The 12,762-nt window shown below is 61.5% G+C and carries 8 protein-coding genes; 7 read left to right on the top strand and 1 reads right to left on the bottom strand.

Annotated elements, in window-relative coordinates:
* Window positions 1-86 precede the first annotated feature (86 nt).
* The 5 genes from KVQ82_RS07830 to KVQ82_RS07810 all read left to right on the top strand — a co-directional run bounded on the left by KVQ82_RS07830 (window position 87) and on the right by KVQ82_RS07810 (window position 8,023).
* Window positions 87-2,672, top strand: coding sequence for a TonB-dependent receptor (locus KVQ82_RS07830; protein WP_222018563.1), 2,586 nt, complete (start codon window positions 87-89; stop codon window positions 2,670-2,672).
* A 112-nt stretch (window positions 2,673-2,784) separates the two neighbouring features.
* Complete coding sequence (locus KVQ82_RS07825) at window positions 2,785-3,381, top strand: biliverdin-producing heme oxygenase (protein ID WP_222018562.1); 597 nt, start codon at window positions 2,785-2,787, stop codon at window positions 3,379-3,381.
* A 168-nt stretch (window positions 3,382-3,549) separates the two neighbouring features.
* A complete protein-coding gene (locus KVQ82_RS07820) occupies window positions 3,550-3,945 on the top strand; it encodes a YbaN family protein (protein WP_145594502.1) in 396 nt (131 codons plus the stop codon).
* Window positions 3,946-4,349: 404 nt separating this feature from the next.
* Window positions 4,350-6,488 carry a methyl-accepting chemotaxis protein gene (locus KVQ82_RS07815; RefSeq protein WP_222018561.1) on the top strand — a complete coding sequence of 713 codons (2,139 nt, stop codon included), beginning with the start codon at window positions 4,350-4,352 and terminating at the stop codon, window positions 6,486-6,488.
* Window positions 6,489-6,676: 188 nt separating this feature from the next.
* The gene (locus KVQ82_RS07810; RefSeq protein ID WP_222018560.1) at window positions 6,677-8,023 is read left to right on the top strand and encodes a CoA transferase; all 1,347 of its coding nucleotides are present in this window, start codon (window positions 6,677-6,679) and stop codon (window positions 8,021-8,023) included.
* 101 nt (window positions 8,024-8,124) lie between these two features.
* On the opposite strand, the gene arcD (KVQ82_RS07805) is transcribed toward KVQ82_RS07810, so the two are convergent.
* Complete coding sequence (gene arcD / locus KVQ82_RS07805) at window positions 8,125-9,552, bottom strand: arginine-ornithine antiporter (RefSeq protein ID WP_041068612.1); 1,428 nt, start codon at window positions 9,550-9,552, stop codon at window positions 8,125-8,127.
* 425 nt (window positions 9,553-9,977) lie between these two features.
* Between arcD (KVQ82_RS07805) and arcD (KVQ82_RS07800) the strand changes: the two genes are divergently transcribed.
* Window positions 9,978-11,405, top strand: a complete 1,428-nt coding sequence (arcD, locus tag KVQ82_RS07800; protein WP_041068609.1) for an arginine-ornithine antiporter — start codon at window positions 9,978-9,980, stop codon at window positions 11,403-11,405.
* A 34-nt stretch (window positions 11,406-11,439) separates the two neighbouring features.
* Window positions 11,440-12,696, top strand: a complete 1,257-nt coding sequence (arcA, locus tag KVQ82_RS07795) for an arginine deiminase (RefSeq protein ID WP_047296012.1) — start codon at window positions 11,440-11,442, stop codon at window positions 12,694-12,696.
* Window positions 12,697-12,762 lie beyond the last annotated feature (66 nt).

The raw sequence follows: 12,762 nt of genomic DNA, 5'->3' as shown, positions 1-12,762 counted from the left end.
CGTCTCGTTATAGCCAATGCAATTGATTCGCATCTTCGGAGGCGGATCAGCACCTATAAAGATTCGTGCGACACGGAGCGCTATCGATGTCCTCTCGCCTTACCCGCCAGACTGCTTCCCCTTCCCGCGTATTGTCGCTGCTGACGGCTGCCATCCTCATGGCCGGCACCGCACCGCTGATGGCTGCCACCGAGCAACCGGCACGCAACATGGGTGATTACTCGTTCTCGATCGGCCAGCAACCGCTGGTGTCGGCGCTCAATGCCTTTACCAGCGTGACCGGTTGGCAGGTCGGCTTGCCGGCGGAACTGGGTCAGGGCGTGTCGTCGCCGGGCGTGCGCGGTTCGCTGCCGCCGGAGAAAGCCCTGGAACGCCTGTTGGTGGGGACCAACCTGAGCTTCCGCAAGCTGAGCAACAACAACGTGGTGCTGGAAAAACGCAGCACCAGCGGCACCTTGAATCTGGATCAGGTGACCATCAGCGCCACCCGCCAGGAACAGTCGGTCAACAGCGTGCCGGCCACAGTCACCGTGCAGACCCGCCAGGATCTGGACCGCAACAACGTCAACACCCTCAAGGATCTGGTGCGCTACGAGCCGGGCGTGTCCGTCGGCGGCGCCGGTCAGCGCGGCGGTATCAGTGGCTACAACATTCGCGGCATCGACGGCGACCGCATCCTCACTCAGGTTGACGGCGTCGAAGTGCCGGACGGTTTCTTCAACGGCCCGTACGCCAAGACCCAGCGCAACTACGTCGACCCGGAAATCATCAAACGCGTGGAAATCCTCCGTGGCCCGGCCTCGGTGCTGTACGGCAGCAACGCCATCGGCGGCGCCGTCAGCTACTACACCCTCGACCCGGACGACATCATCAAGCCCGGCAACGATGTCGGTGCCCGGTTGAAGACCGGCTACAGCTCCGCCGATGAGAGCTGGCTGAAATCCGCCACCGTCGCCGGGCGTGCCGAGCAGTTCGACGGCTTGCTGCACTTCAGCCAGCGCGACGGTCACGAAACCGATTCCTACGGCAGCAACAACGGCACCGGCCTCGCCCGCACCGCCGCCAACCCGGAAGACGTCAAAGCCACCAACGTGCTGGCGAAGATCGGCTGGAACTACAACGAAGATTCGCGTCTGGGCCTGACCTACGAAAAGTACAAGGACGACCGCGACACCGATCAGAAAAGTGCCTACGGCGGCCCGTACTTCAACGGTGCCCCGACCATCCCCAACAGCGTGCTGCCCGGCGGCATGTATCAGTGGCGCACCGGCAACGACACCATCACCCGCGAGCGTTTCGGCCTGGAGCACAGCTTCGCCCTCGACAGCCTGCTGGCCGATAACGTGAAGTGGAGCCTCAATCACCAGATCGCCAAAACCGATCAGAGCACCGAAGAGTTCTACTACCCGATGACCCGTAAAGTGCTGCGCACCCGCGACACGGTCTACGAGGAAAAACAGTGGGTATTCGACGCGCAACTGGACAAGGCCTTCGCCATCGGTGACACCGACCACGTGCTGACCTACGGCACCACGATCAAAAAGCAGAAGGTCACCGGCTCGCGCAGCGGCGACGGCAAGTGCCTGGCAGTCGGCCGTGGCTGCACCGCCATCGGCGCCACCAGTGCGGCAGACGTGCTGAAAAAATCCAGCGACTTCCCGGACCCGACCATCAACACCTACAGCCTGTTTGCCCAGGATCAGATCAGCTGGAACAAGTGGACCTTCCTGCCGGGCCTGCGCTACGACTACACCCAGCTCAAGCCGCACATCACTGAGGAATTCCTCAACACCGTGGCCGCCGACGGCAACGGCACCGTCAGCGACGAGAACAAGACCTGGCACAAAGTCTCGCCCAAATTCGGCCTGACCTACGCCCTGACCGACAACTACACCTGGTACGGCCAGTACGCCGAAGGCTTCCGTACACCGACTGCGAAAGCGCTGTACGGGCGCTTTGAAAACAGCACCACCGGCTACAACGTGGCGCCGAACCCGAACCTGGAACCGGAAAAAAGCAAAAGCTATGAAACCGGTCTGCGCGGCAACTTCGAGCAAGGCTCGTTCGACGTGGCGGTGTTCTATAACAAGTACCGCGACTTCATCAACGAAGACGCCGTCACGCCTGGCTACGACGAGCTGACCTTCCAGTCGAGCAACATCAAGCACGCGACCATCAAGGGCGCCGAAGTCAAAGGTCGTCTGAACCTCGATGCGTTCGGCGCGCCGCAAGGCCTCTACACCCAAGGCTCGATCGCCTACGCCTACGGTCGCAACAACGACAACGGCGAGCCACTCAACAGCGTCAATCCGCTGACTGGCGTATTCGGTCTGGGTTACGACCAGGACAATTACGGCGGCCTGCTGAGCTGGACCGTGGTGAAGAAAAAGGATCGCGTCGACGACAGCAACTTCAAGTCGCCGGATGGCGTCAGCAGCCAGTTCAAGACCCCGGGCTTCGGCATTCTCGATCTGGCCGGCTACTACAAAGTCACCGACGACGTCACGGTCAGCGGCGGCATCTACAATCTGACCGACAAGAAGTACTGGCTGTGGGATGACGTGCGCGGTTACGACAGCGTCGGCGAAGCCTCGGTGACACAACCGGCCAACCTCGATCGCCTGACCCAGCCGGGCCGCAACTTCGCGATCAATCTGGTCTGGGACATCTGAACCGCACGGCCCTGCGACGCGCATTGATCAGCGCGTCGCGGGGCTTTTTTTACGGTTGGGCACCTGCCCGTTCGTCTCGTTATCAAGCGCCTCTCTTTTATCAAGGACACCCATGACCACTTCGGAAAAAGCCCTGCGTTCACAACGCCTGAACCAGATCACCCACGAGCCGCACAGCAAGCTCGACGCCCTGGTCAAGGCCCACGCGCCGTTCGAAACCCGCGCCAACTTCGCGCGTTTCGTGGTCGCGCAGTACCTGTTCCAGTCGGAACTGGTCGATCTCTATAACAATGCCGAACTGACTGCCATCGTCCCGGATCTGCCGGGCCGTTGCCGCGCGGATGCGGCCAAGGCTGACCTGGCGGATCTCGATACCGATATCCCGCCACCGGTGGCCGGTGCGCTGAAAAACCCGAGCAAGGCCCGTGCCCTCGGCTGGATCTTCGTCTCCGAAGGTTCGAAGCTTGGCGCAGCGTTCCTGATCAAACGCGCGGTGGCGCTGGAGCTGAGCGAAACCTTCGGCGCCCGCCACCTCGGTGAACCGGAAGGTGGCCGCGCCGAGGGTTGGAAAAGCTTCGTGCGTACTCTCGACTCCCTGCCGTTCACCGCCGAAGAGGAAGCCGAAGTCGAGCAAGGCGCAATCGACGCGTTCAACCGCTTCACCGTGCTGCTGGAACAGGCTTACGCCACCGAAGCCGAACCGGCCTGATTTACCGGCACAACACAAAACCCTGTGGGAGCTGGCTTGCCAGCGATGGCGGCGGGTCAGACAGGATCTATTTCGACTGATACATCGCTATCGCTGGCAAGCCAGCTCCCACAGGGGTCTCCACAAGTCTGTAAGATTCCCGTTTCGCCTCACTGCAACCCCGAGCCCATGCCGCAACCCGCCACCTCAAAACTCGCCCGCCTGCTGTTCGGCCTGTTGGCCTATGTCAGCCTCGGCATTGGCCTGATCGCCATCGTCGTGCCCGGCCTGCCGACCACCGAGTTCATCCTGCTCGCCGCCTGGGCTGCGACCCGCAGCTCGCCGCGCCTGAGTGCCTGGCTGGAAAACCATCGGCTGTTCGGGCCGATCCTGAGCAACTGGCGCAACGGCAAGATCATCGCGCGCAAGGCCAAGGTCAGCGCCACCGTCAGCATGCTGCTGTGCGCGACACTGATGCTGGTGATGCTCGACCACGGCTGGCCGGTGTATCTGGCGATTGCCGGGATGAGCCTGGGCAATCTGTGGATTTGGTCGCGCCCGGAAACGATCCCGCCCCCCGCCTGACCGCCCGCTATTTTTGGCAAATGAGCTTTTGTGGTGAGGGGATTCAGCGAAACGTCGCACCGCCCCGATGGCTGCGCAGCAGCCACTAATCAGGCTCCGCAGAGTTTCAGTTAAAAATGGTTGTCAGGTTTTGGGCCTGCTGCGCAGTCCATCGGGGATGAATCCCCTCACCACAAAGCCTCATCACCAGCAGCTCCCCGGTGTTCATCAGGCTGAAACTTCCCTGTAATTAATCGCCTTTTCAGCACAATCCCCTGCGCAAACGTTTAGCGCTGACCGTTCGTCGGCAAGCGCCTCATGCGCCGTCGCTGTGCGCCGATGAGCAATGCATGGCGCTGAATGGATTTGGCGAACCGGGTAGTTCATCCCGTGGCCACCTGCTCATTCATTCACGAGATCGCCCCATGTTCGACTCTCTTTCCATTCGCCTGAAAATCGTCCTGCTCTCCGGTCTGTGTCTGCTCGGTGTGGTCGCGCTGATCGTCGGCATGAACATTTACCAGACCAACCAGAACGACGATCTGGTCAGTGACTCCAGCAGCAAGATGCTCACCGCCAGTGTGCAAAACCTGTTGCAGGCCAAGGCAGCCGAGCAAGCGGTGCGGGTACAGAAGACCTTTGGCGAAAGCCTGACGGTGATCACTGCCCTGGCCGACCAGATCAAGGACATGCGGGTGATGGCCGCCAAGCGTTCGCTGGACGCCGGTGCCCTGCGTGAAGAGTTGAACCAGAGCCTGAAAACCGCGTTCGAGCGCAACGACAAGGTGCTCGGCATCTGGCTCGCTTTCGAACCCAACGGCCTCGACGGCAAGGACAGCGAGTTCGTCAACGATGCCGCGCGCCAGTCCAACGAAGCCGGGCGCTTTGCGACCTACTGGAGCCGCGCTGCCGGTTCCGCGCTGAACACGATCATGGTCGAAGAAGACATGACCAAGACCACCCTCAGCGTCAGCGGCACGCCGTACAACAGCTGGTACACCTGCCCTCGCGACAACAAGCGCACCTGCCTGCTCGACCCGTACGCCGACACCGTGGGCGGCAAGGAAATGTTGATGACCACCATTTCCGTGCCGCTGATCGTCGACGGCAAGGCCATCGGCGTGGCCGGCGTCGATATCGCCCTCGATGCCCTGCAAGCAGCGGCGGTGGACTCCCAGCGCGATCTGTTCAACAACGCCGGGCACATGCTGATCGTCTCCGGCAGCGGCGTACTCGGCGCCGACAGTTCCGACGCGACCAGGGTCGGCAAAAAAATCAGCGATACCCTCGGCGCCGACGGCAAGGACCTGCTGCAACTGGTCAGCAGCGGTACGCCGAAGATTCTTGAACAGGGCGAGCTGATTCGCGCGGTGTACCCGGTCGATCCGATTGGCAATTCGCGGGCCTGGGGCGTGGTCATCGACCTGCCGAAACAGGTGCTGCTGGCCGACTCGGTCAAGCTGCAAGCGGTGCTCGACGATGCGCAGAAAAGCGGTTTGGTCAGCGCGTTGCTGGTGGCCGTGGTCGCGGGTCTGATCGGTTTGCTGCTGATCTGGCTCACCGCCTCGGGCGTGACCCGGCCGATCAACAGTGTCGCTGAAATGCTGAAGAACATCGCCAGCGGTGAAGGCGATCTGACCCAGCGCCTGAACTACAGCAAGAAGGATGAACTGGGCGAACTGGTGAACTGGTTCAACCGCTTCCTCGACAAGCTGCAACCGACCATCGCCCAGGTCAAACAGAGCATCACCGAAGCGCGTGGCACTGCTGATCAGTCCTCGGAAATCGCCCGCCAGACCAGCGAAGGCATGCAGGTGCAGTTCCGCGAAATCGATCAGGTCGCCACCGCGTCCAACGAAATGAGCGCCACCGCCCACGACGTCGCCAACAGCGCGTCGAACGCGGCCAGCGCCGCCAAGGGCGCCGATCAGTCGGCCCGCGACGGCATGTCGATCATCGAACGCAGCACCCGCGACATCAATCAACTGGCCGACGAAGTCAGCAAAGCGGTGACCGAGGTCGAAGCACTGGCGGTCAACAGCGAGCAGATCGGTTCGGTACTGGAAGTGATCCGCAGCATCGCCGAACAGACCAACCTGCTGGCGCTCAACGCCGCCATCGAAGCGGCCCGCGCCGGGGAAAGCGGTCGTGGTTTCGCAGTGGTCGCCGACGAGGTGCGCAACCTGGCCAAGCGCACTCAGGATTCGGTGGAAGAAATCCGCATCGTCATCGAGCGCATCCAGACCGGCACCCGTGGCGTGGTCGCGACCATGCATTCGAGCCAGACCCAGGCACACAACAACGCCGGGCAGATCCGTCAGGCCGTGGACGCGCTGGGCAAGATCAGCGACGCGGTCACCGTGATCAGCGACATGAACCTGCAGATCGCCAGTGCCGCCGAACAACAGAGCGCCGTGGCCGAAGAGGTCAACCGCAACGTCTCGGCGATTCGCACCGTGACTGAAACGCTGACCGAGCAGGCGACTGAATCAGCGGCGATCAGCAGTCAGTTGAATGCCCTGGCGAGCCAGCAGATGAAGCTGATGGACCAGTTCCGCGTCTGATAATCACCACCGTCCCTGTGGGAGCTGGCTTGCCAGCGATTGCGGTGTGTCAGTCACTCATGTACTGACTGATCCACCGTCATCGCTGGCAAGCCAGCTCCCACAGGGGGCAGCGTGGGTTGTCCGGAATTTCATCTGGCCCGAGATTCTTTTGCACTATCATCGCCCTCTCTCCCGGAGGGCCTTCGATGACTGATCTACTCACGTCCATTCAAGCCGCACTCGGCTTGCCCCACACGCCGATTCCGTTCACGGGCCATGGCGCCCTGCCCTCGGCATTCGCCGTGACCGACCTGGCCTGCGCCAGCATCGGCGCTGCCGGGCAGGCCGTCAGCGAACTGCTCCGGCAACAGACCGGGCACTTGCCCGCGGTGGAAGTCGATCGACGTCTGGCCTCGTTCTGGTTCGCCACTTCGCTGCGTCCGATGGGCTGGAACGCTCCGCCGCTGTGGGATCCGGTGGCCGGTGACTACGCAACCGAGGACGGCTGGATCCGCCTGCACACCAACGCCCCGCATCACCGCGCCGCCGCCGAACGCGTACTGGGCACCTGCGCCGACCGTGCCGCCATGGCAGCGAACGTCGCGCAATGGCGCAGTGCCGATCTGGAACAAGCAGTCGTCGACGCCAACGGCTGCGCCGCCGAAATGCGCAGTTGGGCGCAGTGGCAGCAGCATCCGCAGGGGCTGGCAGTGAGTGCCGAACCGCTGGTGCATTTCCTCGATGCGCAGGATGAACACACCAACGCCTGGCAAGGCTCGGCAGCGCGGCCGCTGGCCGGCCTCAAGGTGCTGGACCTGACCCGCGTGCTTGCCGGCCCCACTGCCAGCCGTTTCCTTGCCGGTCTCGGCGCCAATGTGCTGCGCATCGATCCGCCGACCTGGAACGAACCGGGCGTTATCCCGGACATGACCCTTGGCAAACGCTGCGCGCGGCTGGATCTGCAGCAACCGGCAGATCGCGTGGTGTTTGAACACTTGTTGCAGGACACCGACATCCTCGTGCACGGCTACCGTGCCGACGCGCTGGAACATCTCGGCTTCGGCTCCGAGCGCCGGCGGCTACTGGCGCCGGGGCTGATCGACGTCTGCCTCAACGCCTACGGCTGGAGCGGCCCGTGGCAGAACCGCCGTGGCTTCGACAGCCTGGTGCAGATGAGCAGCGGCATCGCCGAGGCCGGGCAACGCTGGAAGCACGCGGACCAACCGACGCCGTTGCCGGTGCAGGCGCTGGACCATGCAACAGGGTATTTGATGGCGGCGAGTGCGATCCGGCTGTTGACGCAACGTTTGAAGACGGGTCGAGGTGGCTCGGCACGCTTGTCGCTGGCGCGCACCGCCAAGCTGTTGATCGAACAGGGGCCGGGGTCGAGCGAAGCGTTGCGGGCTGAAGATGCGCAGGATCAAAGTCTGTCGCTGGAGCAGACTCCATGGGGGCCGGCGCATCGCTTGCTGGTACCGGTGAAGATCAGCGGGACGCCGCTGCAATGGCAGTTGCCGGCTACAGAGTTGGGTTCACACAGCCCGCTATGGTGATGACCATTCGGGCCCCTTCGCGAGCAAGCTCGCTCCCACAGGGGCACGCATTTCAAATGTGGGAGCGAGCCTGCTCGCGAAGAGGCCCGCACTGACATCACCTACAATGACAACACCCCGCTGTACAACCCATATGCCGCCAACCCCGCACCAATGATCACGCCGGTGAAAATCACCTTCTCGACATGGGTGAACAACGGCTCGCCCTGCTCATGCTTGGCCTTGGCGAACAGCACCACACCTGGCGCATACAGCAGCGCCGACAGCAGCAGGTATTTCACCCCGCCGGCATACAACAGCCACACCGCGTAGCACAGCGCTATGCCGCCGATCAGCAGGTCCTTGGTGCGCTCGGCCGAGGCATGTTCATAGGTTTCGCCACGCCCGCTGAGCAACACCGCGTACGCCGCCGACCACAGGTACGGCACCAGAATCATCGACGAGGCGAGGTAGATCAGGCTGGTGTAGGTGCCGGCGGAAAACAGCGTGATCAGCAGGAAAATCTGAATCATCACGTTGGTCAGCCACAGCGCATTGACCGGCACGTGGTTGGCGTTTTCCTTTTTCAGAAACGCGGGCATGGTCTTGTCCCGCGCCGTGGCAAACAGGATTTCGGCGCACAACAACGCCCACGACAGCAACGCGCCGAGCAGCGACACCGCCAGCCCAAGGCTGATCAACAACGCGCCCCATGGCCCGACGATGTGTTCCAGCACCGCCGCCAGCGACGGGTTTTGCAGGGTCGCCAATTCTGGCTGGCTCATGATCCCCAGCGACAGTACGTTGACCAGCACCAGCAGCGCCAGCACGCCGAGAAAACCGATTACCGTGGCGCGGCCGACATCGGTGCGTTTCTCCGCCCGTGCCGAGTACACGCTGGCGCCCTCGATGCCGATGAACACGAACACCGTCACCAGCATCATATTGCGCACCTGATCCATCACCCCGCCGAAGCTCGGGTTGCTGCGGCCCCAGATGTCGCGGGTAAAGATATCGGCCTTGAACGCCACCGCCGCAATCACGATGAACATGATCAGCGGCACGATCTTGGCGACCGTGGTCACCTGATTGATGAAGGCCGCCTCCTTAATCCCGCGCATCACCAGAAAATGCACGGCCCACAACAGCACCGACGCACAGCCGATGGCGACCGGCGTGTTGCCCTGGCCAAACACCGGGAAGAAGTAACCGAGCGTGCTGAACAGCAACACGAAATAACCGACGTTGCCCAGCCAGGCGCTGATCCAGTAACCCCAGGCGGACGAGAAACCCATGTAGTCGCCAAACCCGGCCTTGGCGTAGGCGTAGACGCCAGAGTCCAGCTCAGGCTTGCGGTTGGCGAGGGTCTGGAACACGAACGCCAGGGTCAGCATGCCGATGGCGGTGATTCCCCAGCCAATCAGGATCGCCCCGGCATCGGCGCGCGCCGCCATGTTCTGCGGCAGGGAAAAAATCCCCCCGCCAATCATCGAACCTACAACCAGGGCGATCAACGCACCAAGGCGCAGCTTTTGCGTCGGTTGCGACATTCTTGTCTCCCTTAATTCATTTTGTAACAACTATTAACTAAATGTCTGATACCGAATGACGCTTATCAGGTAATGCCGAGCAATACCCACTTATATATAGCGACTGACGCTAACGCATAGCACGTCGAGACAGTTTTGTGCGCTGATCCTGATAAATCAATTCTGTACTGAAAACAGATGTGAAAAATTTGCCAAAAGCTGAAAACCAACTAGCGTGATAATTCCAAAGTAATAGGAGAAATTCCCAACCACATCTGCCGCAAGCCTCTGGAATGGGCCTCTTCGGGCAGCAGCTTTATGCCATCAGCCTTTTCATAAGTCATTCATTAACAATGGAATGTGGCCATGAACTGATCTAAGTCAGCTGTTTGAACAGACAACGGCACTACGCTGTGAACTCTTCTCTCCTGCAATGGAGTCATACAATGTCTGAAGCTCCCGGAAAACTACGACTCGGTGCACTGGTTGCATTGGTAGTCGGTTCAATGATCGGTGGCGGGATATTCTCTTTGCCACAAAACATGGCCGCCAGCGCCGACGTCGGTGCAGTGCTGATCGGTTGGGCCATCACCGCTGTCGGCATGCTCACCCTCGCTTTTGTCTTTCAAACCCTCGCCAATCGCAAGCCCGACCTGGACGGCGGCGTCTACGCCTACGCCAAGGCCGGATTCGGCGATTACATGGGTTTCTCGTCCGCCTGGGGCTACTGGATCAGCGCCTGGCTGGGTAACGTCGGTTACTTTGTTCTGTTGTTCAGCACCCTCGGGTATTTCTTTCCGGTTTTCGGCGAAGGCAACACGGTGGCCGCCGTGATCGGCGCCTCGGTGCTGCTGTGGGCCGTGCATTTCCTGGTGCTGCGCGGAATCAAGGAAGCGGCGTTCATCAACCTCGTGACCACCGTCGCCAAGGTCGTACCGCTGCTGCTGTTCGTCCTGATCGCGGTCTTCGCCTTCAAACTGGACATCTTCACCGCTGACATCTGGGGCGTGAAAAACCCGGATCTGGGCAGCGTGATGAACCAGGTGCGCAACATGATGCTGGTCACCGTGTGGGTGTTCATCGGCATTGAAGGCGCGAGCATCTTCTCGGCCCGGGCGGAAAAACGCTCCGACGTCGGCAAGGCCACCGTCATCGGTTTCATCACCGTGCTGCTGTTCCTGGTGCTGGTCAACGTGCTGTCGCTGGGCATCATGACTCAGCCGGAACTGGCCAAACTGCAGAACCCGTCGATGGCCGCCGTGCTTGAGCACGTGGTCGGTCATTGGGGCGCGGTGCTGATCAGCGTCGGTCTGATCATCTCGCTGCTGGGCGCGCTGCTGTCGTGGGTGCTGCTGTGTGCGGAGATCATGTTCGCCGCCGCCAAAGACCACACCATGCCCGAGTTTCTGCGCAAGGAAAACGCCAATCACGTACCGGTCAACGCGTTGTGGCTGACCAACGCGATGGTTCAGTTGTTCCTGATCATCACCCTGTTTTCGGCCAGCACTTACCTGTCGCTGATCTACCTCGCCACTTCGATGATTCTGGTGCCGTACCTGTGGTCGGCGGCCTATGCCCTGCTGCTCGCGGTACGCGGCGAAACCTACGAAGGCTTCGCAGCCGAGCGGCGCAAGGACCTGATCATCGGTGGTATCGCCCTGATCTACGCGGTCTGGCTGCTGTATGCCGGCGGGGTGAAGTACCTGCTGCTCTCGGCCCTGCTGTATGCCCCCGGCGCGATCCTGTTCGCCAAGGCCAAGCTCGAACTCAAACAAGCGGTTTTCACCAACGTCGAGAAGCTGATTTTCGCCGCGGTGGTCGTCGGTGCCCTGGTGGCAGCCTACGGTCTCTACGACGGCTTCCTGACCCTGTAATTGCCCAAGTTTTTACCTCTGGAGGATCACTGCAATGACCACGGAAAAAGTTAAGTACGGCGTCCATTCCGAAGCCGGCAAACTGCGCAAAGTCATGGTTTGCTCCCCAGGTCTGGCCCACCAGCGGCTGACCCCGAACAACTGCGACGAATTGCTGTTTGACGACGTGCTGTGGGTCGCCCAGGCCAAGCGCGACCACTTCGACTTCGTGACCAAAATGCGTGAACGCGGGATCGACGTGCTGGAAATGCACAACCTGCTGACCGACATCGTCGCCATCCCGGAAGCACTGGACTGGATCCTCGAGCGCAAGGTCACTGCCGATTCGGTGGGCCTGGGCCTGATCAGCGAAGTCAAATCCTGGCTGAAAAGCCTTGAGCCACGGCACATCGCCGAATTCCTGATCGGTGGCGTGTCCGCCGACGATCTGCCGGACAGCTTTGGTGGCAAGACCATCCAGATGTTCCGCGACTTCCTCGGCCACTCCAGCTTTATCCTGCCGCCGCTGCCGAACACCCAGTTCACCCGCGACACCACTTGCTGGATCTACGGTGGCGTGACACTGAACCCGATGTACTGGCCGGCGCGCCGTCAGGAAACCCTGCTGACCACTGCCATCTACAAATTCCATCCGCAGTTCACCAACGCCGATTTCGAGATCTGGTACGGCGATCCGGACAAGGATCACGGCAGCTCGACGCTGGAAGGCGGCGACGTGATGCCGATCGGTAACGGCGTGGTGTTGATCGGCATGGGCGAACGCTCATCCCGACAGGCCATCGGCCAACTGGCGCTGAACCTGTTCAAGAACAAAGCCGTGGAGAAAGTCATCGTCGCCGGCCTGCCGAAGTCCCGCGCCGCGATGCACCTGGACACCGTGTTCAGTTTCTGCGACCGCGACCTGGTGACGATTTTCCCGGAAGTGGTGAACCAGATCGTCGCGTTCACCCTGCGCCCTGACGAAAGCAAACAGGGCGGCATCGACATCCGCCGCGAAGAAGGCAGCTTCCTCGACACCGTGGCCAAAGCCCTCAACCTGCCGAAGCTGCGCGTGGTGGAAACCGGCGGCAACAGCTTCGCTGCCGAACGCGAGCAATGGGACGACGGCAACAACGTGGTCGCGGTAGAACCGGGCGTGGTCATCGGCTATGACCGCAACACCTACACCAACACCCTGCTACGCAAGGCAGGCGTCGAAGTCATCACCATCAGCGCCGGCGAACTCGGCCGTGGTCGCGGCGGCGGCCACTGCATGACCTGCCCGATCATCCGCGACCCAATCGATTACTAAACGACCATCTCCCCGGCCGCACTCACCCTGTAGCGGCCGGGCCGATTACCGAATCCAAGGAGAATC

This window comes from Pseudomonas sp. AO-1, from assembly GCF_019775695.1.
Lineage (GTDB): Bacteria > Pseudomonadota > Gammaproteobacteria > Pseudomonadales > Pseudomonadaceae > Aquipseudomonas > Aquipseudomonas parakoreensis.
The sequence above is the reverse complement of the archived record's forward strand: the minus strand, read 5'-3'. Positions and strand labels throughout refer to the sequence as shown.